At 63.7% G+C, this 23,914-nt stretch carries 24 protein-coding genes; 7 read left to right on the forward strand and 17 right to left on the reverse strand.

Features of this window, described 5'->3' with window-relative positions:
• Position 1: 1 nt before the first annotated feature.
• Positions 2–1,303, reverse strand: a complete 1,302-nt coding sequence (locus HHL24_RS17825; RefSeq protein ID WP_169486752.1) for an MFS transporter — start codon at positions 1,301–1,303, stop codon at positions 2–4.
• Between the two features lie 78 nt (positions 1,304–1,381).
• The gene (locus tag HHL24_RS17830) at positions 1,382–2,161 is read right to left on the reverse strand and encodes a putative hydro-lyase (protein WP_169486753.1); all 780 of its coding nucleotides are present in this window, start codon (positions 2,159–2,161) and stop codon (positions 1,382–1,384) included.
• A gap of 172 nt (positions 2,162–2,333) precedes the next feature.
• Here HHL24_RS17830 and HHL24_RS17835 point away from each other — a divergent pair, with 172 nt between their 5' ends.
• The 3 genes from HHL24_RS17835 to HHL24_RS17845 all read left to right on the forward strand — a co-directional run bounded on the left by HHL24_RS17835 (position 2,334) and on the right by HHL24_RS17845 (position 3,959).
• On the forward strand, positions 2,334–3,272 hold the full coding sequence (locus tag HHL24_RS17835) for a LysR family transcriptional regulator (protein ID WP_169486754.1): 939 nt from the start codon (positions 2,334–2,336) through the stop codon (positions 3,270–3,272).
• 124 nt (positions 3,273–3,396) lie between these two features.
• Positions 3,397–3,645: an AbrB/MazE/SpoVT family DNA-binding domain-containing protein gene (locus HHL24_RS17840; protein ID WP_169486755.1), complete on the forward strand. Its 249-nt coding sequence runs from the start codon at positions 3,397–3,399 to the stop codon at positions 3,643–3,645.
• Complete coding sequence (locus HHL24_RS17845) at positions 3,639–3,959, forward strand: type II toxin-antitoxin system PemK/MazF family toxin (protein ID WP_115777726.1); 321 nt, start codon at positions 3,639–3,641, stop codon at positions 3,957–3,959. The genes HHL24_RS17840 and HHL24_RS17845 overlap by 7 nt, the downstream gene beginning before the upstream one ends.
• Positions 3,960–3,993: 34 nt before the next feature.
• Here HHL24_RS17845 and mdcH read toward each other — a convergent pair whose 3' ends face one another.
• The 8 genes from mdcH to HHL24_RS17885 are packed head-to-tail and all read right to left on the reverse strand — an operon-like array spanning position 3,994 to position 10,991.
• On the reverse strand, positions 3,994–4,932 hold the full coding sequence (mdcH, locus tag HHL24_RS17850; protein ID WP_169486756.1) for a malonate decarboxylase subunit epsilon: 939 nt from the start codon (positions 4,930–4,932) through the stop codon (positions 3,994–3,996).
• A complete protein-coding gene (locus tag HHL24_RS17855; protein WP_169486757.1) occupies positions 4,932–5,624 on the reverse strand; it encodes a malonate decarboxylase holo-ACP synthase in 693 nt (230 codons plus the stop codon). Before HHL24_RS17855 ends, mdcH begins: the two co-directional genes overlap by 1 nt.
• A complete protein-coding gene (gene mdcE, locus HHL24_RS17860; protein ID WP_169486758.1) occupies positions 5,624–6,439 on the reverse strand; it encodes a biotin-independent malonate decarboxylase subunit gamma in 816 nt (271 codons plus the stop codon). The genes HHL24_RS17855 and mdcE overlap by 1 nt, the downstream gene beginning before the upstream one ends.
• Positions 6,436–7,311 carry a biotin-independent malonate decarboxylase subunit beta gene (locus tag HHL24_RS17865; protein ID WP_169486759.1) on the reverse strand — a complete coding sequence of 292 codons (876 nt, stop codon included), beginning with the start codon at positions 7,309–7,311 and terminating at the stop codon, positions 6,436–6,438. The genes mdcE and HHL24_RS17865 overlap by 4 nt, the downstream gene beginning before the upstream one ends.
• Positions 7,308–7,622 carry a malonate decarboxylase subunit delta gene (locus HHL24_RS17870; protein WP_169486760.1) on the reverse strand — a complete coding sequence of 105 codons (315 nt, stop codon included), beginning with the start codon at positions 7,620–7,622 and terminating at the stop codon, positions 7,308–7,310. The genes HHL24_RS17865 and HHL24_RS17870 overlap by 4 nt, the downstream gene beginning before the upstream one ends.
• Positions 7,610–8,536: a triphosphoribosyl-dephospho-CoA synthase gene (locus HHL24_RS17875; RefSeq protein WP_169486761.1), complete on the reverse strand. Its 927-nt coding sequence runs from the start codon at positions 8,534–8,536 to the stop codon at positions 7,610–7,612. Before HHL24_RS17875 ends, HHL24_RS17870 begins: the two co-directional genes overlap by 13 nt.
• A gap of 2 nt (positions 8,537–8,538) precedes the next feature.
• The gene (gene mdcA / locus HHL24_RS17880; protein ID WP_169486762.1) at positions 8,539–10,209 is read right to left on the reverse strand and encodes a malonate decarboxylase subunit alpha; all 1,671 of its coding nucleotides are present in this window, start codon (positions 10,207–10,209) and stop codon (positions 8,539–8,541) included.
• Positions 10,210–10,217: 8 nt separating this feature from the next.
• Positions 10,218–10,991: a GntR family transcriptional regulator gene (locus HHL24_RS17885; protein ID WP_169486763.1), complete on the reverse strand. Its 774-nt coding sequence runs from the start codon at positions 10,989–10,991 to the stop codon at positions 10,218–10,220.
• Between the two features lie 186 nt (positions 10,992–11,177).
• On the opposite strand from HHL24_RS17885, the gene HHL24_RS17890 reads away from it, so the two are divergent.
• The 3 genes from HHL24_RS17890 to HHL24_RS17900 all read left to right on the forward strand — a co-directional run bounded on the left by HHL24_RS17890 (position 11,178) and on the right by HHL24_RS17900 (position 13,292).
• Positions 11,178–12,476: an MFS transporter gene (locus HHL24_RS17890; RefSeq protein ID WP_206002912.1), complete on the forward strand. Its 1,299-nt coding sequence runs from the start codon at positions 11,178–11,180 to the stop codon at positions 12,474–12,476.
• 260 nt (positions 12,477–12,736) lie between these two features.
• Positions 12,737–13,030, forward strand: coding sequence for a type II toxin-antitoxin system Phd/YefM family antitoxin (locus HHL24_RS17895; protein ID WP_169486765.1), 294 nt, complete (start codon positions 12,737–12,739; stop codon positions 13,028–13,030).
• A 10-nt stretch (positions 13,031–13,040) separates the two neighbouring features.
• A complete protein-coding gene (locus HHL24_RS17900; RefSeq protein ID WP_169486873.1) occupies positions 13,041–13,292 on the forward strand; it encodes a Txe/YoeB family addiction module toxin in 252 nt (83 codons plus the stop codon).
• Between the two features lie 212 nt (positions 13,293–13,504).
• On the opposite strand, the gene HHL24_RS17905 is transcribed toward HHL24_RS17900, so the two are convergent.
• Positions 13,505–14,425 (reverse strand): DMT family transporter, encoded by a 921-nt coding sequence (locus tag HHL24_RS17905; protein WP_169486766.1) that lies wholly within the window; start codon positions 14,423–14,425, stop codon positions 13,505–13,507.
• Between the two features lie 101 nt (positions 14,426–14,526).
• Between HHL24_RS17905 and HHL24_RS17910 the strand changes: the two genes are divergently transcribed.
• Positions 14,527–15,414 carry a LysR family transcriptional regulator gene (locus HHL24_RS17910; RefSeq protein WP_169486767.1) on the forward strand — a complete coding sequence of 296 codons (888 nt, stop codon included), beginning with the start codon at positions 14,527–14,529 and terminating at the stop codon, positions 15,412–15,414.
• A 150-nt stretch (positions 15,415–15,564) separates the two neighbouring features.
• On the opposite strand, the gene HHL24_RS17915 is transcribed toward HHL24_RS17910, so the two are convergent.
• The 6 genes from HHL24_RS17915 to HHL24_RS17940 form a co-directional block, all read right to left on the reverse strand.
• Positions 15,565–16,623 carry an ABC transporter ATP-binding protein gene (locus tag HHL24_RS17915; RefSeq protein WP_169486768.1) on the reverse strand — a complete coding sequence of 353 codons (1,059 nt, stop codon included), beginning with the start codon at positions 16,621–16,623 and terminating at the stop codon, positions 15,565–15,567.
• A 41-nt stretch (positions 16,624–16,664) separates the two neighbouring features.
• On the reverse strand, positions 16,665–18,269 hold the full coding sequence (locus HHL24_RS17920) for an ABC transporter permease (RefSeq protein WP_169486769.1): 1,605 nt from the start codon (positions 18,267–18,269) through the stop codon (positions 16,665–16,667).
• Complete coding sequence (locus HHL24_RS17925) at positions 18,270–19,301, reverse strand: iron ABC transporter substrate-binding protein (RefSeq protein WP_169486770.1); 1,032 nt, start codon at positions 19,299–19,301, stop codon at positions 18,270–18,272.
• 84 nt (positions 19,302–19,385) lie between these two features.
• Positions 19,386–20,744: an iron uptake transporter deferrochelatase/peroxidase subunit gene (gene efeB, locus HHL24_RS17930; RefSeq protein WP_169486771.1), complete on the reverse strand. Its 1,359-nt coding sequence runs from the start codon at positions 20,742–20,744 to the stop codon at positions 19,386–19,388.
• A 137-nt stretch (positions 20,745–20,881) separates the two neighbouring features.
• A complete protein-coding gene (locus HHL24_RS17935; RefSeq protein ID WP_169486772.1) occupies positions 20,882–22,033 on the reverse strand; it encodes an NHL repeat-containing protein in 1,152 nt (383 codons plus the stop codon).
• A 112-nt stretch (positions 22,034–22,145) separates the two neighbouring features.
• On the reverse strand, positions 22,146–23,669 hold the full coding sequence (locus HHL24_RS17940) for a carbohydrate porin (protein ID WP_169486773.1): 1,524 nt from the start codon (positions 23,667–23,669) through the stop codon (positions 22,146–22,148).
• Positions 23,670–23,914 lie beyond the last annotated feature (245 nt).

Genomic DNA, 23,914 nt, shown 5'->3' on the forward strand with positions numbered 1-23,914 from the left:
CTTAAACGTTGAGTTCACGCCCTCGGGTTTCCGGCAACGTCAGCGCGGCGAGGATCACGACACCGTATGCCACCGCGGCGAATACACCGATGGCGTGACCGAGTGTCATGGTCTGCGAGACGTAGCCGATCAGGAACGGAAACGTCGCGCCGACCGCCCGCCCGACGTTGTAGCAGAACCCTTGGCCGGAGCCGCGAATGCGTGTCGGAAACAGTTCGGTGAGGAACGCGCCCATTCCCGAGAAAATGCCCGACGCGCAGAAGCCGAGCGGGAAACCGAGCACGAGCATCGTGAGGTTATCGAGCGGCAGTTGCGTGTAGATCAACGCGATCGCACACGAGGCCAGCGCGAACGCGATGAAGGCGCGCTTGCGGCCGATTTTGTCGCTGACGTAAGCGCCCGTCAGATAGCCACAGTACGAACCGACGATCACTACGCCCAGATAGCTGCCGGTGCCGATCACGCTCAGATGCCGCTCGGTTTTCAGATACGTCGGCAGCCACGTAGTCACCGCGTAGTAGCCGCCTTGCACGCCGGTTGCGAGAATGGACGCGCGCAGCGTCGTCCAGACGATGTCGCCGCGGAAGATGTCGAGCAGCGAAGGGCGCGTGTGTGCCGCGGCTTGCGCTTCTTTCTGCTGCCGATGCACCGCCGGCTCTTCGACGAAGCGGCGGATCCAGATCACGAACGGCGCCGGCGCGATACCGATCGCGAACAGCACGCGCCACGCGTAAGCGGCCGGTACCCATGAAAACACGGCCATGAACAGCAGCGTCGCCACGCCCCAGCCGATCGCCCAGCCTGCCTGCACCAGACCGACCGCCTTGCCGCGGTCACGCGGACGGATGACTTCGCCGATCAGCACCGCGCCCGCTGTCCATTCGCCGCCGAAGCCGAGCCCCATCAGTCCGCGCGCCCACAGCAACTGCGAGAAGTTCTGCGCCAGCGCGCAAGCCAGCGTGAACACCGCGAACCAGAGAATCGTGATCTGCAAGGTTTTCACCCGGCCGATGCGATCGGACAGCACACCGGCCGCCCAGCCGCCGAGTGCCGAACTCAGCAGTGTGACCGTACCGATGAGACCGGCGTCGCCGCGCGTGATGCCCCATGTCGCAATCAGCGTCGGAATCACGAAGCTCAGGAATTGCGTGTCCATTGCGTCGAGCACGTAGCCGATCTTGCAGCTCCAGAACGCACGCTTTTCGCCGGTGGAAATCTGCCGATACCACGCGAACGGTCCTTTCCCTGTGCCAGGCACGTCGTAGCACTCGGCGTCTGCGGTCAATTGCGCTTCGGTTTTCATGCATGGGCTCCGGTCGTAGTCAGTGGCCGCGTCTTGCCGCGCGGCTTGCGGTTGGGATAAAGGATAAAAACGCCGCGGCTAGAGAACCGCCAGCGTGGTGTTGGGAATGTCGGTGACGAGCATGTGCCCCGGTTTGTGCGCGATCGCAAACGGCAAGCGCGCGCTTTCTATTGCGGCTTGCGGTGTGACGCCACAGGCCCAGAACACAGGTAACTCGTCGCTGCGCACTTCGACTGCATCGCCGAAATCGGGCCGTGCGATGTCGCGAATGCCGATCAGCGAGGGATCGCCGATATGAACCGGCGCGCCATGTACCGCGGGAAAACGGCTGGTGATCTGGATGGCGCGGATCGCGTCGGCGGCTTTCATCGGCCGCATCGAGACCACGCGGTTGCCGCCGAATACGCCTGCGCTCACGTTGCGTACATGCGTTCGATACATCGGCACGTTGACCTGCTGTTCGATATGGCGCAGCGGAATGCCTTCGCGCCGCAACATCTCCTCGAACGAAAACGAGCAGCCGATCGCGAACACCACCAGATCGTCGCGCCACAGTTCGTCGAGACTCCGCACTTCCTCGGCACGTTCGCCGTGGCGGTACACGTAAAACGCGGGGACGTCGTTGCGTATGTCGAGATCGACGCCGAGCGACGGGACCTGCCATCTACCCGGTTCGCCGATGCCGAGCAACGGGCAAGCCTTCGGATTGAGCGTGCAGAAGCGCAGGAAGTCGTCGGCGTATTGGCTGGGCAGGATGGCGAGATTGGCTTGCGCATAGTCGCCGCAGTAGCCCGCAGTCGGCCCGGACAGGCGGCGGCTGCGAATCTGCTGACGAAACTCGGATGGCGTGTAGGACATGAACGGCTCGACTCCAGCTAGGTCCGGGTGACTGATGGAAGCCAGATTAGTAACGCCAAAAATATCCATCCAGCGAGTTATTCTTGTGTTTCGTTAAATTAAACTTAACAGGGCCGCAGCGGTTTTGCGGCGATGATCGAGTGCTTCGGGGGCTGTTGGGAGAGCTAACGTCATGAATACCCGCTTTGTCGAAACGTTTCTGACGCTCGCGCGTCTAGGCAGTTTTCGCGCGACCGCCGCTGCCATGCACGCGACGCCCGCGGCGATTTCGTTGCGCATCAAAACACTTGAAACAGAGTTAGGCGTCGAGTTGATCGAGCGCGACGCGGCGGAGTTTCAACTCACGGCGCATGGCGAACGGCTGCTCGCGCATGCGCGATCGGTGGTGCAGGCCACGCGCTCGCTGCAACTGGCCGCGCAGGACGAAACCCAGGTGATGAAGCGGCTGCGGCTCGGCGTCATCGAAACGGTGGTGCATAGCTGGCTGCCGGACTACATCCGGATGCTGAACGTCGAGTACAACCGCATCGTCGTGGACCTGACCGTCGACTCGAGCGCCGTGCTTGGGCCCCGGTTGCGCGCGGGCGAACTGGATCTCGTCATTCAGGTGGAGGAAACCGGCGAGCAGGAAGCGTCGATCGTTTCGACCTTGCTGGCGAGCTATCCGGTGCGCTGGATCGCGCGCAACGATCTGATTCCGGCGAGCCGTGCGAAACATGTGCAGACGGTATTGCAGAAACCCGTGCTGACGTTCGGCCGTGGCACCGCGCCCCAAGTCGCCGTGGAAACGATCGTGGCGATGCTCGCGAAGCGCGCCGGTGTGCCGCTTGCGGATACCCAGGTGACTTGCATGCCGTCGGTGGCGGTGATCGTGAAACTGTTGCGCGATGGCTATGGAATTGCGGCGGTGCCGGCGCTGTTCGTCGAGCCTTTCCTGAGTAGCGGCGAACTGGGGCAATTGCAAGTGCGTCCGCTGCCGCCGCCGATCGACGTGGCCATGTATTACCGCGACGACGCCGACGTGGGCGTGCTGGCGGCGTCACGTGTCGCGCGTAGTGCATGTGACCGGTATGCGAAGGCGATGGGGCGGCAGTTGATTGAGAGGCGGTGAGGCGGGCGATCAAAAATCACGCAAGACACGTCATTCGTCTTATGCCATTTGCCGTGCTACACTGTAATAACATTGTGTTTACTTTGATGCCCCGACCGTTTAGGATTTCACTTCAGGTTCAGCCATGAAAACGACCATCCGCAGAATGGGTAATTCCCATGGTGTACTGATTCCGAAACCGATCTTGACCCAACTTGGGCTGGAGGGCGAAGTGGATATGCAAGTTGAAGGAAACGCTCTGGTGATAAGGCGTCCGCAGAAAAAAGCGCGTGCGGGATGGGCGGACGCAAGCCGTTCGTTGGCAGCATCGAAAGACGATACGCTGGTGATGGGCGAATTTCCCAACGCCGATGACGCGGGGTTCGAGTGGTAGCGCGCGGCGACGTCTGGCTGGTCGCGTTGGATCCCACCGTCGGCAGCGAGATTCAGAAAACGCGTCCCTGCGTGGTTGTTTCGCCGGCCGAGTTGCACGATCATCTGCGCACGGTGATTGTCGCGCCGATGACCACGGCCGGCCGTGCGGCACCTTTTCGTGTCCCGCTCACATTCTTGCGCAAGAAGGGTTTGATCCTGCTCGATCAGATTCGCACGGTAGACAAGACGCGGCTCGTGAAGCGAGCCGGTGCGGTGTCGGATACGGCGCTATCGAATGCGTTGTCTACGCTGCAGGAAATCTTTGTCGAGTGAGTGATGATGCATGCGTCGGGCGAATGGCCGCGTCCTAACGGCCGTCCCTATCGAGGCGCCGGCGCACAGTAGCGACCAGCTTGTCGAACGAGAAGCTGCTCGCGGCGAGCGCGGTGGTGTCCGGAAAGTTCTCGCGCGTAATGTCCGTCAACACCTGGCCCGGCGGCGCTTCGATCAACACGTGTGCACCCATTTCCTGCATGGCTGTGAGTGCGTCGAACCAGCGCACGGTGTATCGCATATTGGTAGCGAGGTCGTCGCGAATCGCTTGAGCCGTGTACAAAGGGCGGCCGCCGCGATTGCCGATATAGGTGCTTTGCGGCGTGTGAAAAGGTACGTCCTGTGCGTACGCAACGAGTTCGTCTGTTGCCTGCGCGAGCAGTTCGCAATGCGACGGCACGCTCACCGCAAGACGGATGGCTTTGCGCGCGCCTGCCGCCAGAGCGCGTTCGATGAACGCGTCCAGCGCACCATTTGCCCCGGCCATGACGATCTGACGCGGCGCATTCACATTGCCAACATAGACTCGTTGATTGCCCGCATCCGCGTGCTGCGCGGCGAGTGTTTCCACTTGGTGTTCGGTCAAACCCGACACGGCCGCGAGACCGTAGCCCGACGGGTACGCCGTCTCCATCAGTTCGGCGCGCTTTCGAACCATCCGTAACGCGTCGCCAAAGCGAATTGCGCCGCAACTGACCGCCGCTGCATACGCCCCCACCGACAGGCCCGCGCTGATCTCCGGCGTGAGTTGCTCATCTGCCAGTGCGCGCGTGATCGCCACGCCCGCGACGGTCAAACCGACCTGCACGGCTACGGTCGAGCGTTGCGCGTCTGGCGTGTCGAGTGTGAGTACGTTGGTGCCGAGCACCTGAGACGCTTCTTCGAGTGTGTCGGTCACGGCGCGGTGCTGCGGCAGACGGTGCAGGAATCCGTCCGTCTGCGCGCCCTGGCCGGGAAACAGAAGGGCAAGCATCAGGCATTGCCGTGAGCGGGCGCCCACGGATCGGTAACCAGTTGCGGGCCGCGAGCATGGCGCGCCATCACGCGTGCTTTGTCCGCTGCCCACTCGGCGAGCGCAACGCCGCCTGCGGGCGTTTCCAGTTGCGCATCCACGCGAATGCCGGCGCGTTGTGCGATTGCTTGCAGAGGGTTCAGCAACTGAATGGCCGTGTCGTGCGAGAGTTTTTCCGGCGCGCGGATCAGCAGATCGAGATCGCTCGAGAAAGTGACGGTGGGTGCCTGAGTTGCCAGTTCGAAGCCTGCGCTGCCAGTTGGTCCCCAGACGAATCCAGCCAATGCGCCGGCCGTGTCGCGTTGTAATGCGGCAAGGGCCGCGAAAGCCGGTAACGCATTGCGCTCCGCAAGAGGACTGCGTTGCGCTAACGCTTCTGGCGGCACGGCGGTTTCAATGTCGTCCAGATGCACCCACGTGCCGTAACGCTGCGACCGCTCCGCACCGCGCACACCGATCGCCACGAAGCCGTCAGTTGCGAGCGCGCGTCTCACGACTGCATACGGTGCGCGTTCGAAAGACTCACGAACCCACGCCGGTTCGCCGTCGAAGAGTGGCAAACGATGCAAGCGCAGCAGATCATGCGGCCGCCACCGCGCATCGCACGACAACGCGTGATCGGCGGCAAACGGCGGCGCGGCGCAGACCTGCATTACACGGCATCCCATTGTTCGGCGAGACGACGTCGCACTTCGATCGACGCTGCGCGATTCTTTTGAGCCGCCGCCGATTCGAGACGATGCGACAGACCGCGGCTGCCATCGCGCGCGCTGTGAATCTGCTCGGTCAACACCTGACGCACGCGCTCGATTTGCGCGGCATCCGGCGCATCGGCGTCGACGCCTTCGATCAGTTGATCGAGCAGGCCCAGTTTGGCAAACGACGCCATCGAGTACGACATCGGCACAATGGTTTCGCCGAGTGCGTCGAGTGCTTCGACGGTGCGTCGTGTGACCCGGGCTGCCGCTTCCTTGCCCATTGCGTGGACTATCGTGCCGGGCGCGTCGAGTGCGACGATCCGGTTGGCCTGATAACCGTGCGCGAGGAAGGCGCCCGACATGGCCGGCCCGACGATCAGCGCGATCACCGGATGCCCGGCGTCGCGCGCCGATGCATACGCGTCGACCGCAGCAGCGCAGGCGAGGTGAATGCCGAGCATCTCTTCGCGGTAGCCGTACGCCTGACTTTTGACATCGACGATCGCGACGATCGGGCGGCGCGTACCGCTCGCTTCGTCCTGCGTGATGGCCTCGCGCACAGCGCGCGCGAGTTGCCAGCCTTGCTCGAGCCCGACGACGTTATCGGTCGCGCGCGGAAAGCGGTTGCCGGGATCGGGGACGACCGCAATGAAGCGCGCGGTCTCGCCGCCAAGCGACGCATCGCCGCTCCACACGGGCGCCTTACCGGACGGTTCACCGGCTAGCGCATGGAACCAGCGCGCGCCGCGGCTGAGGGTGGTATCGCTCATGCCTGCTCCTTACCGGGGATGTGGGGGTTGTACACGTCACGCATCGTTTCCGGCGTCACGCTGGCCGGGTCGATTCGCGCGAGGCGGTTGAGGAATGTGTCGACCTGTTCGCTGCGATGCACAGCCGGCACGCCTTGCGTGAATGCCGACCGCACGGCGGCGCGCACCGCATCTGCATCGTCATCGACCAGTTGATCGGCGAGCGCGGTCGCAGCCCGTTGTTCGCCGCCGATCAACTGCCACACGCGGCGCCGATCGCTCGCATCGAGTTCTTCGATACCGGCTTCCTGTTCGATCACTTCGGGGCCGTTCATGCCGAGCCGCCCCTGCTTCGTGACGACGAGATACGAGCACAAGGCCGCGGCGAGCGACATTCCGCCAAAGCAGCCGACCATCCCCGCGATCACGCCGACTACCGGCACATGCCGGCGCAACGCGACAATCGCGGCCTGCATCTCGGCGATCACCGCGAGGCCGAGGTTGGCCTCCTGAAGCCGCACGCCGCCGGTTTCGAACAGCACGACAGGGCGGACGATCTTGCCGCGTTCGCAGTCGCGCAAGGCCATTTCGAGCGCGGCGGCGATCTTGCTGCCCGAGACTTCGCCGATGCTGCCGCCCTGGAACGCGGACTCGATCGCGGCGACCACGGCCGGCTCGCCGTCGATGGTGCCGCGCGCGATCACGCAGCCGTCATCCGCCTGGCAGACGACACCTTGCAGCGGCAGCCACGGCGACTCGATCTTGTCGAACGGACCGAGCAGTTCGCGGAACGTGCCGGCGTCGAGCAGCGAGCGGGCCCGTTCGCGCGCGGGCAGTTCAATGAAGCTTTCGCGCAGCATTGGCGCGGGACGGGTGGTGGCGACAGTGTTCATGCGCCGTCTCCCTGTTCCGCCGCTTCGATGGCTTCCGCGAGCCGCAGCGCCACGACGCCGGGTGTCGCGCCGAAGTCGTTGATTTCGATTTGCGCCGCGCCGTCGTAACGGGTGAAGAAGCGGTCGAGCACACTCTTCCAGATGTGGCTGTAACCGTCGACGCTGGTCCGCACGACCACATGCGCGGTCAGCGCAGCGCTGTTTTCCGCCGGCGACAGCAGCACTTCCAGATCGCCCGAACCGACTACGCCGACATGCGCGCGGGTCGTGACAGCGCGTTGCGCCGGATAGTCGAAGGTCAGATGTTCCATGAGGCTGAGTTCCCGCTAGCGTCGTGATGCGCCAGCATGTCGAGAAAGAGGGTGGCGGCGAGCAGATCGGCTGCACCGCCGGGGGATGCGTTGAGCGATAGCAATGCGTGTTCGAGTGCGACGAGGGCGGTGTACCCATCTGGCGTCGAGCTTCCGCCGGCTTGCAGCACGCGGCGCGCGCCTTGTTGTGCAGCGTGCAAACCAGGCAAGCCCGCGCGATGCAGCAGGCAGGTGTCGTCGAGCGACGCCATGATCGAAAGCAGGGCGTCGATGCGCGCGGCGTTTTCGCCGACTCCGTTGGCGCGCGCTGCGAGCAACGCGGGCAAACCGATATCGATGACGTGCGGAAAGCCGTCTTGTGCCTCACGGCGTGCACCGCCTACCTGATAACGCTGCCGCGCGCGCTCGCCGTGACTATCGGAGGGGGCGGCGAAGCGATCCGGGAAGCACGCAATCTGCGCTGCAAGCGTGCCGACGCGCGACGCGTTCAGCGGCGTGGCGTCGCCCGTCATCGACGCACCCGCCACCAGCAGGCCGACGATCCAGATCGCGCCGCGATGCGCGTTGCTGCCACCGGTGGCATGCAGCATGTCCTGTTCGCCGGCGCGGCCGATTTGCGCGAGTTCAGCACGCAAAAGCGCGGATGGTTCACCACGGTGGCGCGCCGCGCGTGCGAGCGCCGCGAAGGTCGGTTCGAGCGCATGCGCCGAGCGCAGCATGGTGGCGAGATCGAGGTCGCGATGCGCACCGCTACCGCGCCGGTCGACCAGCGCGGGTTTCGGCGTGAGTCGCGCTTCTTCGATCAGCGCGGTCACGGCGAAGCGCGCAAGCTGCGCATCTGACGGGGCGGTTCGTACACTAATCGCCAGCCTGGTTGCCGTGACCTCGCGCTCGAGCAAAGCAGCGGGCGCCATCGTTACCAGCTCCTGAAGCGAGCCGGCGGCGCGTACAGTCCGCCCGACCACGTCACCAGATCGTCGATGCTGCGTGCCGCCAGCAGCGAACGCTTTGCTTCGCCGCGACGAATGCCGAGATCTTCCGGATACGCGACGATGCCGCGCCGGCGCAATTCGGCCGTTTTCTCAGGCTTCGCGCGCAGCCCGATCGGCGTCACGCCGGCTACCGCTGCCAGCGCCGCACGCCGCTCGTCGATCCCTTCGGCCTTGTGCAAATGCGCGATGCCTTCCTCGGTGACGACATGGCTCACGTCGTCGCCGTAGATCATCACCGGGGCGATCGGCATGCCGCTTTTCGCACCGACGGCGACCGCATCGAGTTCATCGACGAAGGTCGGCTCGCCGCCTTTCTTGTACGTCTCGGCCATCTGCACGACCAGCTTCTGCCCACGCGAGACCGGACCCTGGTCCTTCAGCAGCTTGAGCCATGCTTCGCTCGAATGACGCCGGCCGCGCGGATCGTGGCCCATGTTCGGCGCACCGCCGAAACCGGCAAGACGTCCGCGCGTGACCGTCGATGAATTCGCGTCTGCGTCGATCTGCAAGGTCGAGCCGATAAACAGATCGACGCCGTATTGACCGGCCAGTTGGCACAGCACGCGGTTCGAGCGCAGGCTGCCATCGTTGCCCGTGAAAAATACGTCGGGGCGCGCCTCGATATAGGCCTCCATGCCGACTTCACTGCCGAAGCAATGGATGCTGTCGACCCAGCCCGATTCGATCGCGGGGATCATGGTGGGGTGCGGATTGAGTGTCCAGTTGCGGCAGATTTTGCCTTTCAGACCGAGCGATTCGCCGTAGGTGGGCAGCAACAATTCGATCGCCGCGGTATCGAAGCCGATGCCGTGATTCAGCGACGTTACGCCGTACGGCTCGTAGATGCCGCGAATCACCATCATCGCGGTGAGCACCTGCAGATCGCCGATATGCCGTGGGTCGCGCGTGAACAGCGGCTCGACGGCGAACGGCCGGTCTGCCTGCACGACCACGTCGACCCACGAACCCGGAATATCGACGCGCGGCAGTTCATCGACGATCTCATTGACCTGCACGATCACGATGCCGTGCCGGAACGCGGCGGCTTCGGCGATGGTCGGCGTGTCTTCGGTGTTCGGGCCGGTGTACAGGTTGCCGTGACGGTCGGCCTTTTCCGCGCACAGCAGCGCGACGTGCGGCGTGAGATCGACGAACATCCGCGCGTACAACTCGACATACGTGTAGATCGCGCCGATTTCCAGTTGACCGTCTTCGAGCAACTGCGCGACGCGCAAACTCTGCGGCCCGGCAAACGAGAAATCGACCTTGTGCGCGATGCCGCGTTCGAACAGCGTCAGATGTTCAGGGCGGCCGATGCTCGAAATCAGCAGATGCACGTCGTGGATCTTTTGCGGATCGACCTTGGCAAACGAACGGGACAGGAAGTCGGCCTGTTTCTGGTTGTCGCCTTCGAGTGCGACGCGGTCGCCCGGTTGAATCAGCGTTTCGAGTGCATCGACGATGCGGTTGGTCGGCAGGATGCCGTCTTCCAGCCACGGTGCAATGGCCGCGAGGCGACGGTTCTTTTCGTCGCGGCGTGTGGTCCAGGAACGTGCGGGGGTGGACGCTTCGGTGGCTTCGGCGGGTCGGTTCATCGGCGGATTCAGCTCCCGGTGGTGGGGCGCGTGCGTTTGGCGCGCGGCTTGGGTTGGTTCGCAAGCGCGGCTTCCGCCTGCGCGCGTTCGGTCAGGAAACGATGCAGCAGGTCACCGGTGCCGAGCAGATGCGCGACGACCAGAGACTGGGCAGCAGGAATGTCACGGCGTTCTACAGCGTCGAGCAAGGCTGCGTGTTCATTGTCCGATTCGCCCTTGTACGACGGCAAGCCGAACTTCAGGCGCAAATACCGTTCGCCGCGCCGATGCAGCGTGCCGATCATGTCCTCGAGTTGCGGACGGGCGGCGGGTGCATACAGGCTCATGTGAAAGGCCACATTGCGCGCGACGTACAACGACGGGTCCGGCTCGCGTTCGGCGGCGCGGCAGAGGCTGGCGGATTCGCGCAGCGTGGCGGCGGTGTGACTCGGAATCGCGAGGCCGATGGCGAGGCTCTCCAGCGCGGAGCGGATCTCATAGATTTCGCGCGCTTCATCCCGCGATAACGGCGCGACGGTGGCGCCTTTATGCACGGCGGCTCTCGTCCAGCCTTCGCTTTCGAGCTGGCGCAAGGCCTCACGCACAGGAATTGCGCTGACCGAGAAATGCCGCGCGATCGCGTCCTGCCGCAACGGCGCACCAGGCGCCAGCGTGCCGTCGACAATCGCCGCGCGCAGCGCCTCCGCGATCACGTGGGACATGCTCTCACGCGGCGCCGCCGCGGGTAGAAGCGGGCTGCGCGCTGGGGCGTCCAGGGGAAAACCATCTATTGCGTCGCTCATAATATCCAATATTATATATGAAATCGCGCGATTTTACAGGCGGGCAAACCCGGAAAATTCTTCACCACCGGGGCCTGTGATGTCTCTTCACGTTATACGAGACACGTCGATCCACTAACAAGCGCGCCATCTCGTCGTTTGCTTTACGTAAGCCATGTATGCCAACCGCAGGGCCGGAGGAGCATGATGAATTCACTAACCGACCGCACGCCGGTCACGCGGCGCCGCACGCCGCTCAATCGTTCGCAGATCGCAGGTTTTTGGGGAGCGTGGGCCGGCTGGACGCTCGACGGGATGGACTCGTTCATCTATGCACTCGTGTTGACGCCGGCGTTGACCGAACTGTTGCCGCGCTCGGGGTACGCCGCGACGCCCGCCAATGTCGGCCTCGCCGGTTCGATTCTGTTCGCGCTGTTTCTGGTCGGCTGGGGGCTGTCGTTCATCTGGGGGCCGCTTGCCGACCGCTTCGGCCGCACCAAGGTGCTGGCGGGCACCATCTTCACGTTCGCCATTTTCACGGGACTCGCCGCGACCTCGCACAACGTGTGGGAGCTCGCCATCTATCGCTTCATTGCCGGAGTCGGCATTGGCGGCGAGTGGGCGTTGGCGGGGACCTATGTGGCCGAGTCATGGCCGGAAGATCGCCGCAAGATGGGCGCCGGGTATCTGCAAACGGGTTACTACGCCGGGTTCTTTCTGGCGGCCGCGCTCAACTACACGATCGGCGTGCATTACGGCTGGCGCGCAATGTTCCTGACCGGCGCGGTGCCGGTGGTCGTCGCGATTCTGGTGCTGCTGCGCGTGAAGGAGTCGGATAAGTGGCAGAAGGCGGAAGCGCGCACCGTGCGCGCCAGCCCGTTGCGCGAAATCCTCGGGCCGAGGTATCGGCGTCGGACATGGGTCGCGTGCATTCTGCTGACGATCGCGATCGTCGGTTTGTGGGCCGGCGCGGTATACGAGCCGTCGGCTGTGATTCAGTTGGCGACGAAGGCCGGCATGGCGAAGAACGATGCGATCAGGACGGCGTCGCTGGCTACCGGCTTGCTGTCGATTGCGACGATTCTCGGCTGTCTCGCGTTACCGCCGCTTGCCGAGCGGATCGGCCGCAAGAAGACACTGGCGATTTACTTCATCGGCATGGCCGTGGCGATTGTCGGCAGTTTCGGTTGGGCGTTCTATCTGCCAAATGGGCTCGCACCGTTTATCGCGTGGCTCTTCGTGCTGGGCTTCTTCGGCGGCAATTTTGCGCTGTTCAGCTTGTGGCTGCCGGAGCAGTTCGAGACCCGCGTACGGGCCACGGCGTTCGCGTTCTGCACGTCGTTCGGGAGGTTTGTCGGGGCGGGTGTCAACTTTTTGCTCGGCGCGGCGGTTCTGCATATGCATACGCTCGGCGTGCCGGTGGCGTTGACGGCGCTGGCGTTTATCGTCGGTTTGTTGGTGATTCCGTTTGCGCCGGAGACGAAGGGGGAGGTGTTGCCGCAGTGAGGTTGGCCGTTTGGCTGCGTGGCGGGCGTGGGCGGCGGCAGGCATGCTTTCTATCAGTTAGACGACGTGTTCCTTCAGCGTTCTGGGTTTGCCGTTCTGTACGATAATCTGTACAATGATTGCCGTGGCGCAGAAGTGTTTTTTATGAACCTTCAGCTCAGCTACCAGCCCCCCAGTGCAAGAAGTCCATTCGGTGGTGGAATCGTCTCTAACTTTTGACAGGAGCGACTGGAGGGAAACCTCTCAGATCGATAAAACGAATGAACGTCCTTACTTATAGCGAGGCGCGTGCCGGCTTTAAGCAAGCGATGGACGACGTCTGCCGCGATCACACGCCCATGCTGATAACCAGACAGGGCGGCGAAAATGTGGTCATGGTTTCGCTCGAGGATTTCAATGCGATGCAGGAGACCTTGTATCTGTTGAGTTCATCGAAGAACGCCCAGCGGCTCGCCAAATCCATCGCCCAGTTGAACGCCGGCGGTGCGACTGCGCGCGAACTGCTGATCGATGAACAAACAGAAAAGCCGCAACGAGGAGGCCGCAAAGGCTGATAGTGTTTTTATGTTTACCGACGAAGCGTGGGACGACTATTTGCATTGGCAAGAGACTGACCGAAAGGTCTTGCGCAAGATCAACACGTTGCTAGAGGAGTGTCGGCGCGATCCTTATCGCGGTACGGGAAAACCGGAGGCGTTAGTTGGGAGCTTAAGCGGGTTCTGGTCGCGACGTATCACGCACGCTGATCGCTTGGTCTACTTGCCGAGAGACGGAAAGATCTACGTGATTGCCTGCCGCTTTCACTACGACGACTGAAACGAAGAACCGGGCGCTGCGCCCGGTTTTCTGTTTAACGCATCAACGCGTGTAGCGCGTGCCATGCGCTACACCCCGCACCGATGCCACCTTGCCGGCACCGTCAGCGTGCGCGGCGCCCGCGGCATGTTGTACACATCTGCGTTGCCGTGCGCCGCAATGAAGTACTTGTGGTCGAACAGGTGAATGGGAGATGCGAGAGGGGGCGAATCTCAATCGGCGTGATGCCGCGCCCGTCCGCCGTAACGCAACATCGAAAGCAGCGGCCAGCCGAGATTCACGCCGAGGCTGGCGATCACGATCAATGCCATGCCCGCGAGTTGCGGCAACGACAGCGCCCGCCCATACACAACGGCATCGACCACGATCGCCGTCAGCGGATAGACGAACAGCAGCACGGCGATGATCGGTGTGGTCAGCTTCGGCAGCGCGCCGTAGATCAGCACATACGACAACCCCGTATGCAGCACGCCCATGCCGACCAGCCAGAACCACTGCATCGGCCCGATATGCACGGCAGTGAGCGGCGCAATGAACGGCAGGCACACCACGCCGACCGCGCATTGCGCGAGCGTCAGCAGATGTGGCCGCAAATTGCCGAGCCCTTTGGCGATCAGCGTGACGCTCGCGTACAGCACCGAGCCCGCCAATGCCTCGCCGATGCCGATCAGATAGCTCGTATGCCCCTGCAGATTCCCGGTGGCCGCGACGCCCGAGGCCAAAACAAGCCCGACGAACGCGGTCGCGATCCAGCCGAGCCGGTCGATTCCGAGGCGCTCATTGAACAGCGCCGCGCCCATCAGCACGACCCAGAACGGCTGCACATGAAACACCACCGTCGCCACCGCAATGCTGGTGCGATGAATCGCGTCGAAGAAACCGACCCATTGCGTGACCATCAACACGCCGGAGATCAGCGCGAGCGCGACGGTGCGCCGCGTGAAATGCGCTCGGGTGAAGAAGCCTTTCCACGCGCAATACGCGGCAAGCGAAAGGAAACCGAACAGGCAGCGAAAGAACACCAGCGTCAGCGCGCCGAGCCGCGCTTCCTCGACGAAGATGCCGAGCGTGCCCATCAAAAGCCCACCGCTGGCCAGCGTAAAGGCGCCTTGTTGACGTTGGGTGAGGGACATGCGAAGCCGCTCCGTAAGGTGGAGACACAAGTATTGCGCGGCTTGCGCGGCACCGGCAAACGAATTAAATTGAGTAATTCCATAAGCCGGATTGATAAATCATGCACCCGGAATTCGACGTCGATTTGCTGCGCACCTTCGTCGCGGTGGTGGAAACGGGCAGCTTCACGAAGGCGGCGACTACCGTGCACCGCTCGCAGGCGGCGGTCAGCATGCAGATCAAGCGGCTCGAAACCATGCTCGGCACCACGCTGTTCGCCCGCAACACGCGCAATCTTTCGCTCACGCGGCCCGGCAATACGCTGCTCGAGTACGCGCGGCGTGTGCTGGCGTTGCATGAGGAGGCGTGGTCGGCGATCGTGCGGCCCGAGGTGACCGGGCGCGTGGTGCTGGGCGCACCGGACGATTACGTGTCGTCGCTGCTGTCGCCGGTGTTGCGGCGCTTTTCGAATCTGTATCCGCACGTGGAGATCGAGATCGTCTGCGCGCAGAGCACGTCGCTCGCGCCGATGCTGGCCGATAACAAGATCGATCTCGCCTTCGTCACGCGCGACCGCCAATTGCGCGGCGAATTCGTGCGCAGCGAGCCGATGGTATGGGTGGGGGCGTCGCTGGATACGCCGGTGCTGGCGGCGTCGCCTCTGCCGGTCGGGCTTTACGAGCCGGGCTGTGTCGCGCGCCAGCATACGCTGGCGGCACTCGACGGTGCGCGTATCCGCTATCGGGCGGCGTTTAGCAGCGCAAGTCTGATGGGTTTGGTGGCGACCGTGGATGCGGGGCTTTCGGTGATCGCGCTCACGCGCTGTAGCGTGCCGCAGCGGCTGGCGATACTCGGCGAAGCGCAAGGCTTGCCGAAGATCGCGCCGCTGGAAATCGTGGTGGCGCGCAGCGCCAAATCGGACCGGCCGACATGCGATTATCTGGCCGCGCAGATGGTGCAGGATTTGTCGCTGCGCAGCCAGCCGCGTGGCTCGGCGGCGGCTCCTTGATGATGTAACGATGGATGCATCGCGGAACGACCGTGCCGAAGCGCGTCGCCTGTCTGCGTTGCCTAAATGCGTGGCTTACTGCGCGGCTTACTGCGTGACGTGACCTGGAGCTCGGCCAAGCGGTTCAGCCGCGTGGCTTGGCTGCGCCGCTCATCCCCGAGCATAAGCCGTAACCTCACCATCCACTGCAAGCCGCACGTTTTCGCCCGGCCGCGGCGACAGATATCCCGGCACCCGAGCGCGCACCACGGTTCGCGCGCCGGACTGCAATTGCAGCGCGACGCCCGCGTCCTGTCCCTGAAAGATCACTTCCTGCACGACGGCGTCATAGGACGTCACGCCATTCGGCATGGTTTCTTCGGCGCGTAACAGGCGGATCTGTTCAGGCCGCACCATGACGTCGACCGCACCGTTGCCCATCGGCGCGCACAGCGGCAAATCGCCGAGCTCGCAGTTGACGCGATCCTGTTTGACCACGCCCGGCAACAACACTGCTTCACCGACGAACGACGCGAGTTCCCGCGTCACCGGCCTGCGGTACAGCGTCTCCGGCGTCGCGGTCTGGATCAGGCGGCCGTTCCACAGCACCGCGACCTCATGGCCGAGCGACAACGCTTCCGATTGATCGTGCGTGACTAGCACCGCAGTCGCGCCGGTCGCGGCCAACGCACTGGCCACCGCCTGGCGCGTTTCGAGCCGCAATGCAGCGTCGAGCGACGAGAAGGGCTCATCGAGCATCACCAGTGTCGGCGACGGCGCGAGCGCCCGAGCCAGTGCGACACGCTGCTGCTGGCCGCCCGACAACTGCTGCGGCGCACGCTCGCCGAAGTTCGCCGGCAAGCCGACCAGCTCCAGCAATTCGGCCACACGATGACGCGCGCGGCGCTGCGTGCGCGGCAAGCCGAACACGATGTTGTCCGCCACGGAAAGATGCGGAAACAGCGCGCCTTCCTGCGGCACATAGCCAATGCGGCGCTGCTCGGAAGGCACATGCAGGTTGTCGCCGGCGACGCAGCGGCCGTCGATTTCGACGCTGCCGCTATCCGCGCGTTCGAAGCCGCACAACAGGCGCAGCAAGGTGGTCTTGCCGCTGCCGGACGGTCCGAGCAGCGCGAGCAGCGTGCCGCGCTCGACGGAGAGATCGATGCCATGCAGCACCGGATGGCCGTCGAACGATTTTTGCAGTCCGCGGATACGAAGTTCGCTCATGAAAATCCGATGTCTAAGAACAGGGCGATGGTGCGCGACATTCAGCTGCGTTCGCCGAGTAGTGCCGATTTGCCGAGCAACGCGAACAGGAGGCCGGAGGCGAACAGCGAAATGCCGGTGAGCAGTGCCGCATAGGGCGCTGCGGCGGCGAACGCCATCGTCGACGTGTCGGCCCAGACTTGGGTCGCGAGTGTTTGCGTGTCGATCGGCGAGAGCAGCAGCGTTGCGTTGAGCTCGGTGACGACCGAAATGAACACCATTGCCGCCGCCGCGCCGAGTCCAGGGCCTGCCAGCGGCAACACCACGCGAAACAAGGTCTGCGACCAGGTCAGGCCGAGCGCGCGGGCAGTCTCTTCGAGGCGTGGCTGCGCCTGCATGAAGGCGGCGCGCACGCTCACCAGCGCCACCGGCATGAACAGCATCGCGTAAGCGATCACCAGCAGCGTCGCGCTTTGATAAAGCGGTTGCAGCGCATGTACCGCGAGCGACACGATGGCCAGCGCGATCACCAGCCCCGGTATGCCTTGCGCGAGAAACACGGTACGTTCGAACAGCGTTGCGAAACGCGTCGGATAGCGCACCAGCAGGAACGCGAGCGGCACCACCAGCAGCGTGGTCAGCAGCGCGGCGGCGAGCCCGAAGCCGAGCGACGAGATTGTCGCGTTGAACAGCAGTTCGGGCGACACGTCGGCCGGTGTGACAGCAGCCGCGCCCGGTTGCGTGAGCCAGTAGCCGATCATGCCAAGCGGCACGCCGAGCGTGGCGATCGCCAGCGCGGCGAAGCCGGCGACGACGATCCAGCGCCATGCGCCGAGGTCGTAGCGCAACACCGCGCGACGTGTGCCGCGATCGACGCGTTCATAACGCGCCGCGCCGCGTACCCGAAACTCGAACGCCAGCACGATCAGGCAGATCACGATCAACAGGCACGCGAGCAGCGAAGCGCCGCCGCCATCGAAACTGGTGCGGTATTCTGCGTAGATTTGCGTGGTGAAGGTGTGAAAGCGCAGCAGCGTAAACGCACCGAATTCGGACAGCACGCCGAGCGCCACCAGCAGCATGCCGCCGAGCAGCGCCGGACGCAGTTGCGGCAGCACGACGCGAATGAACGTGGCCCAGCGGTTGCAGCCGAGCGCGCGCGCGCTTTCTTCGAGCGCCGGGTCCATACTGCGCAACGCCGCGGCCACTGGCAGATAGACGAGCGGGAAATACGCGGAGCTCAGTACCAGCAGCGCGCCGTTGAAGTCCTGCAAATCCAGACTCAGCGACACCCATGCATAGCTTGAAATGAAGGCCGGCATCGCAAGCGGTGCGGCGGTGAGCACGGCCCAGATGCGACGCCCCGGCAAATGCGTGCGTTCGACAAACCATGCGGCCGCCGTGCCGACGACGGCAGAGACGAGGGTGGTGGATACAGTGATCAACAGCGTGTTGACCAGTAGTTCGCCGACGAGTGGCCGGAAGATCAGGTCGACCGCCTCGCCGATACCGAAGCTCGCCGCGCGCCAGAAGGTAAACGCAATCGGCAGCAACACCAGCAAAGCGCTGAGTGCTGCCGCCGCGAACAAACCGCGCGGCGCGCGCAAACGGGCGCGCGCCGGGGCGGGGGTTACAGCCGGAGGCCCGGCTGACACTGCATCGCTCATTTATAGCAAACCTGCCTGGCGCAGCAACTTGCCTGCCTGGCTGTCGTCGCCGAGTTGCTGGATGGTCAGCGCCGGCGGGTTCAGTTCAGTGAACGGCTTCAGGATCGGGTCCGGTGCGACGCCTGCGTGCAGCGGATATTCGAACATGACGTGGCTGTTCGCCATCAGCTTCTGTGCGCGTTCGCTCACCAGATACGCGAGAAACTTCTGCGCGCCGTCCGTGTTGTGCGCGGATTTCAGCACCGCTGCGCCCGACACGTTCACCAGTGCGCCGGCGTCGCCGTTGCCGAAGTGATAGATCGTGCTGCGGGTTTTCGCATCGCCGATTTCAGCGTGCAGACGCGCCCAGTAGTAGTTGTTGATCAGACCCGTCGCGACGCCGCCGCGATTGACGGCGGCCACCACACCTTCGTCGTCGTCGAAAATCTGCGAGTTGGCTTTCAGGCCCTTCAGCCATTCCACCGTTTGCGCTTCGCCCTTCAGCGCGAGCACGGCGCTCACGAGCGGCAGGAAGTCGCCGTCGCTCGGTGCAATACCGACCTTGCCTTTCCATTCCGGCTTGGCCAGATCGAACAGCGACTGCGGCAGTTGCGATGCCTGGATCTTGGTCGTGTTGTAGGCCAGCACGTTTTCGCGCGCGGTCACACCGACCCAGGTGTCATTCGGCGAGTTGAAGCGGGCCGGCACGGTGGAGAGCGTCGAGCCGTCCACTTTGCTCAGCAGACCTTTCTCTTCGAGCAGCATCAACTCAGGCGAGTTTTCCGTGAAGTAGACGTCAGCCGGCGTGGCGGCGCCTTCCGCGACGAGTTGCGCGGCCATGGCCGGGCCTTCGCCGCTGCGGATCTTCACCGAAATGCCTGACTCTTTCTCGAAGTCTTTAGCCAGCAGATTGACGACCTGCTCGTGCTGCGCGCTGTACAGCGTGATCGATGCAGCGTGAGCTGCCGACGGCACGGTTGCGAATGCAGCCAGCGTGAGGGCGGCCGCGCTGCTGACGAGGCGCAGGCGGGTGCCAAACCAGGAATGAGCCATGATCCTAAAGTCCGTTAATGATGTTGTTGTTGATCTTTGATGCGCCGCCTGCCTCGCGGCCGGCGGCTGACTTCGCGGCTTGCATTACGTCTCGAACAGCCCCGCGCCGATATACGAACCCGGCTTCGCGCCCGGCGGCACGGCGAAAATCGCGCTGCCGACGTGCGTCGTGAACTGGTTCATCATGTCGAACTTCGCGAGCTTTTCGTTGATCGGAATGAAGCCCTTGCGCGGGTCGCTCTGGTGAGCGAGGAAAATCAGTCCCGCGTCGTACTCGGTTTCCTGGCGCCATGGCGGCCAGCGCTCGATGTAGAAATTCGTGCCTTCGTTATACGAGTACGAACGGCGCAGAATCTGCGCGCCGTTGTTGCTCGCCTGATTCGACAGACGCACGTGCGAGTTCTCCGGGATTACCGGATTGCCGTCCTTGTCTTCTTCCTTCAGGTCCACCGGATCGAACTCGTTCTTCTTGCCGATCGGCGCGCCGCTGTACTTGTGACGGCCGAACACCTGCTCCTGGAAGCCGACCTCGGTGTTGTCCCAGTGCTCGAGCGTGATGCGGATGCGGCGAAAGACCGTATAGGTGCCGCCTTCCATCCACGGCGCGTCGGGGGTGGCGGCGGCCCAGATGAACTCGTTCATCAACTGCGGCTTGGCGGTCGACGGATTGTTGGTGCCGTCCTTGAAGCCCATCAGATTGCGCGGCGTCTGCCCGCGCGGACCCGACAGGAAACCGGACTGGCCCCAGCGCATCGTCGCCACGCCGGAGGCGAGGCGCGACAGTTGCCGGACCGCGTGGAACGCGACCTGCTGATCGTTCGCGCAGGCCTGAATGAACAGGTCGCCGCCGGTCTTCTCGGCGAGCAGCTGGTCGCCGTTAAAGCGCGGCAGATCGACGAGCGCGGCGGGGCGGCGCGAGGCCAGCCCGTAGCGGTCCTTGCCGTCCTTCGTGAACAGACCCGGGCCGAAGCCGAAGGTGATCGTCAGGCCGCAGGGGCCGAGGCCGAGCACATCGGCGGAATCCGGGGCGCCTTTATTGCTGCCTGCGTCATACCCGCCATTGGCGTTAGTCGCATCGACCGTATTAGGAGGCGTATTAGCCGCGTCGGCCGGCGGCAACGGCGCGGCCGTCTTGCCTTGCGTCATGCGGGCTGCGGCGTCGGTCCAGGCGCGCAGCAGGGCAATCACGTCGTCGCGTTTGTCGGTCGTCAGATCGAGTGCGGCAACGTACGTGTGACTCTGCTGCGGCGTGACGATGCCACCTTGATGCAAGCCGTAAAACGGCTCGACCGCCATCTGCGGATCGGCATTGTGCGCCGGCGTCTTGCCGAGCGCGGCCTGGGCGACGCCGGTCGCACCGAGGCTCGCGCCCGCTGCGACCGCCGCGCTGCCGGCCTTCAGAAAACCGCGCCGTGAGGGCCGCGGGGGTTGATCGTTTGCCATGGTTACTTCACCTTCGGTTGGCCGTGGGGTGTGCCGGGTTTGCGTCCGGCTCTGGGGCCGGGATCGCTTCGCTTATTTGCTTCGTTTATTTGCTTCGCTTATTTGCGTCACTTCTCTGCGTCGCTTATCTGTGTCGCTTACTTGGCCAGAACCAGTGTGTTCACGTCGTCCTGCACGTAATAGAAACCGTCGCCTTCCGGTGTCATCGCCAGACCGAACAGGTCGCCGTTGCCCGGGGGCGATTGTGCCTTATCCGTGTCGATCCAGCGCGCGTAGATCTGCTTGCCGCTGGCAGGGTCGATTTCGACGATCTGGCCATTCAGTGCGTTGGTGACGAGCAGGTGACCGTTCGGTGCGGTGACCATGGCGAGCGGGCGATGCAGCAGACCGTCGGCGGTCAGTTGCCGGCCCACACCCGCGCTGGTGTCGCGCGTCATCGGCTCGTCGATTTCGGTGATGCGGTTGCCGATTGCGTCGGACACATACAGCAGTTTCTGATCACCCGAGAGCGCGAGGCCGGTCGGACCGACGAGGAACACGCCCTTGTCCGCCTGCGCGCCGAAGCCGCTGCCGATCACAGTTTCCTTCTTCACGACCGGCGGCTTGCCGGCCGGCACGTCGAGGTCCAGACGCAGCACGGTGGCCTGCTTGAACACCGGCGGATTGCCGTCCGCGCCGCCCACGCCGAAGCCGGCGTTGCTGACGAACAGCGTCGCGCTCGTGCCGTTGTCGACGACCGCCATGTTGCCCCACGGATCGTTGATGTTCGGGCTGCTGATGGTCGACGTGACCTTGCCATTCGGATCGATCACGATCAGGCAGCCGGCGCCCTTGGTGCCGGTGGTGCCGTCATTGCTCGGCGTGCTGCCGACGATCACGTAGCCCGACTTGAGCATGGTCATCGCGGTCGAGAGACCGATGCCGCCCGGGCACTCCTTCAGATCGCGCGGCACCGTGGCGAACACCGTCATCTGTTTGGTGTCCGGATGATAGTTGATGATCGTGCTGCCGGTGCCTTGCAGATTGGTCGAGTTATTGAAGTTGCCGACCAGCACGTCGCCTTGCTTGACGGTGCCTGCCGTGACCGGCGCAACCACCACCGCGTACGGATTCTGGTCGCCGTTTTCCGGCACGGTGTTGATCAGCGTGGTGTGATGCTTGACGGTTTCGAGGAAACCTTGCGGTTCGGCGTGCGCGACGCCGGCCGTCGCGAACGCGGCGGCGCTGACGGTTGCGGCAATCAGGGCCCGCGCGGCGCGCGGCGAAATAAGGCGCGTGGGGTTGTTCATGAGTGAGCCTCCGTGCCTGCGCACAAAGCGATAGTTGCGGTCATGATCGAAAGCATGGGATTCGATTTGTCTTGAGCGTGCGATTTTGCGTATGTAGTCATGGCAAACGGCATCAGAACGTGATGTTGGTCCGCACGCCGATGACGAACGTGTTGCGCAGCGGCTGCGTCGGATCGCTGGGGTTCTGGCCAGCGCCGGCATTGAACGTGTATTGCGCATCGGCTTGCAACTGCCACCACGGGTTGACCTGATACTGGTAGGTCGCTTCGAGCGTGGTTTCGCTGGTGCGCACGCCGTAGGGGCCGCCGCTGAATGCGAGGTTGTCCTGATCGAGACCGTTCGTGTGGTTGCCGATCTTGATGTAGGTGAGCGCGATGCCGGCGCTATCATTGTCGCGGCCGGCGAACGGGGCTTTCAGTACGATGCCGAGGTTGGCTGCGACGCTTACCAAATTGCGGTCGCCCGGTGCGCCCATCACACGCGCGAAGACGTTGAGGCTGCGCGGCTCGTCCGGATCCGGGCGCCAGATCATCTGGTCGGCTACCGCGTAGAAGCTGTAGTCGCCGTGATGATTCTGCGCAACGCCGGTGCTCGCCGGGTTCGCAAGCGAGAGGCCGGTGTTGTCAAAGCGCTGATCGGCGAAGCTGCCGTTGTTGTACCAGACACCGAGCTTGTAGGTGCCCGGCAAACCGCCGCCGCCCGCACCGACCATTTCGCCGTCGGCCGGCTGGTTGATCGCGTACTGCAACTCGCCGATGAACAGCGTGCCGTTATGCAGGTTGAAGTTGGTGCCGCTCTTGTTGTTCGGGTTGTTGCCGAGCGGATCGCCGTCGAAGACGCCGGCGAGCGCCGTCAACGAAGGCGTGATCTGTCCGCGCACACGCACGCCGAGGTCGGCCAGCGGATAAGCGGGACCGCCGGACGGCATGTCGTAGGACGGCAGGGCAGGCCAGCCGAACATCGTGTTGACGAACAGTGCCGAATTCGTGCTGGTGATGAATTCCTGGTCGATACTTTGCTGACCGATCTTGACGTCGACGCGCTTGTTCAGGAACGACTGCTGATACCACAGCTCCCACAAGCGGGTGGTGTCATCGGCCTCGATGCCGCTCGCCGTATTCAGCGTGCCGAGCTTATTGGCGCTGAGGTTGGCGCCGTGGATCTGCAAGGCGCTGACGTTGAACAGGCCGCCCGGCAAACCGAACGCTTTTTGCGTATCCATCTGCACGGTCGCTGTCGTGAGACCGTCGTAGTCCGCGCCGCGCGCGAGGCCGCCGCGGACGTTGCCGAGCACTTCGCTGGTTTCGGTGAGTGCGAATGTCACGCCGTATTTGCCGAGCCAGGGGCGCAGACCACCGATGTCGCCGAGCATCGTCGAGCGATTCCAGAAGCCGGTCCATTGATTCGTTTGAGTCGCCTGGATGTTCAGGTCGGCTTCGGGCGCTTCCGGTGTGGCATCGGGATTGGCTTCGGCCATGGCTACGCCGGCGGTCAGCGAGGCCCAGGCGAACGCCGTGCAGAGCGCGGCGCGCCGCATCGAAGGCAAACGCGAACGGCGCATGGCGCCGGCGCACGAAACGGAGTCGCGAAGCGCACGTGCTTGACTGGCGGGTCCGTTGGTTCGGGCGAACTTCATCGAAATCCTTATTTGTGTTGTATCGACTGATCTAACCATCGCGGCGCTGCGTTACCGTGCGCCTGCGATTTGCCGCATCGGTTCGCGACGCCAGATGCAGCAGATGGCGAGATCGTACGCATGCGGAATAGGTGCGTCAACACAAATGAGAACGATTCGCATCAATATTACTAGTTTGTATCTCCGAGTTTTACGGACTGCTGTTAAAGGCTGTTTGCATGTAATTTAAAAATAATAAAACCGTA

Source organism: Paraburkholderia polaris, assembly GCF_012927345.1.
Classification (GTDB): Bacteria; Pseudomonadota; Gammaproteobacteria; order Burkholderiales; family Burkholderiaceae; genus Paraburkholderia; species Paraburkholderia polaris.

Coding starts and splice junctions, on each gene's coding strand:
- HHL24_RS17825 (WP_169486752.1), bottom strand. CDS start 1,303: ATGAAAACCGAAGCGCAATTGACCGCAGACGCCGAGTGCTACGACGTG.
- HHL24_RS17830 (WP_169486753.1), bottom strand. CDS start 2,161: ATGTCCTACACGCCATCCGAGTTTCGTCAGCAGATTCGCAGCCGCCGC.
- HHL24_RS17835 (WP_169486754.1), top strand. CDS start 2,334: ATGAATACCCGCTTTGTCGAAACGTTTCTGACGCTCGCGCGTCTAGGC.
- HHL24_RS17840 (WP_169486755.1), top strand. CDS start 3,397: ATGAAAACGACCATCCGCAGAATGGGTAATTCCCATGGTGTACTGATT.
- mdcH (WP_169486756.1), bottom strand. CDS start 4,932: ATGCTTGCCCTTCTGTTTCCCGGCCAGGGCGCGCAGACGGACGGATTC.
- HHL24_RS17855 (WP_169486757.1), bottom strand. CDS start 5,624: ATGCAGGTCTGCGCCGCGCCGCCGTTTGCCGCCGATCACGCGTTGTCG.
- mdcE (WP_169486758.1), bottom strand. CDS start 6,439: ATGAGCGATACCACCCTCAGCCGCGGCGCGCGCTGGTTCCATGCGCTA.
- HHL24_RS17865 (WP_169486759.1), bottom strand. CDS start 7,311: ATGAACACTGTCGCCACCACCCGTCCCGCGCCAATGCTGCGCGAAAGC.
- HHL24_RS17870 (WP_169486760.1), bottom strand. CDS start 7,622: ATGGAACATCTGACCTTCGACTATCCGGCGCAACGCGCTGTCACGACC.
- HHL24_RS17875 (WP_169486761.1), bottom strand. CDS start 8,536: ATGGCGCCCGCTGCTTTGCTCGAGCGCGAGGTCACGGCAACCAGGCTG.
- mdcA (WP_169486762.1), bottom strand. CDS start 10,209: ATGAACCGACCCGCCGAAGCCACCGAAGCGTCCACCCCCGCACGTTCC.
- HHL24_RS17885 (WP_169486763.1), bottom strand. CDS start 10,991: ATGAGCGACGCAATAGATGGTTTTCCCCTGGACGCCCCAGCGCGCAGC.
- HHL24_RS17890 (WP_206002912.1), top strand. CDS start 11,178: ATGAATTCACTAACCGACCGCACGCCGGTCACGCGGCGCCGCACGCCG.
- HHL24_RS17895 (WP_169486765.1), top strand. CDS start 12,737: ATGAACGTCCTTACTTATAGCGAGGCGCGTGCCGGCTTTAAGCAAGCG.
- HHL24_RS17900 (WP_169486873.1), top strand. CDS start 13,041: ATGTTTACCGACGAAGCGTGGGACGACTATTTGCATTGGCAAGAGACT.
- HHL24_RS17905 (WP_169486766.1), bottom strand. CDS start 14,425: ATGTCCCTCACCCAACGTCAACAAGGCGCCTTTACGCTGGCCAGCGGT.
- HHL24_RS17910 (WP_169486767.1), top strand. CDS start 14,527: ATGCACCCGGAATTCGACGTCGATTTGCTGCGCACCTTCGTCGCGGTG.
- HHL24_RS17915 (WP_169486768.1), bottom strand. CDS start 16,623: ATGAGCGAACTTCGTATCCGCGGACTGCAAAAATCGTTCGACGGCCAT.
- HHL24_RS17920 (WP_169486769.1), bottom strand. CDS start 18,269: ATGAGCGATGCAGTGTCAGCCGGGCCTCCGGCTGTAACCCCCGCCCCG.
- HHL24_RS17925 (WP_169486770.1), bottom strand. CDS start 19,301: ATGGCTCATTCCTGGTTTGGCACCCGCCTGCGCCTCGTCAGCAGCGCG.
- efeB (WP_169486771.1), bottom strand. CDS start 20,744: ATGGCAAACGATCAACCCCCGCGGCCCTCACGGCGCGGTTTTCTGAAG.
- HHL24_RS17935 (WP_169486772.1), bottom strand. CDS start 22,033: ATGAACAACCCCACGCGCCTTATTTCGCCGCGCGCCGCGCGGGCCCTG.
- HHL24_RS17940 (WP_169486773.1), bottom strand. CDS start 23,669: ATGAAGTTCGCCCGAACCAACGGACCCGCCAGTCAAGCACGTGCGCTT.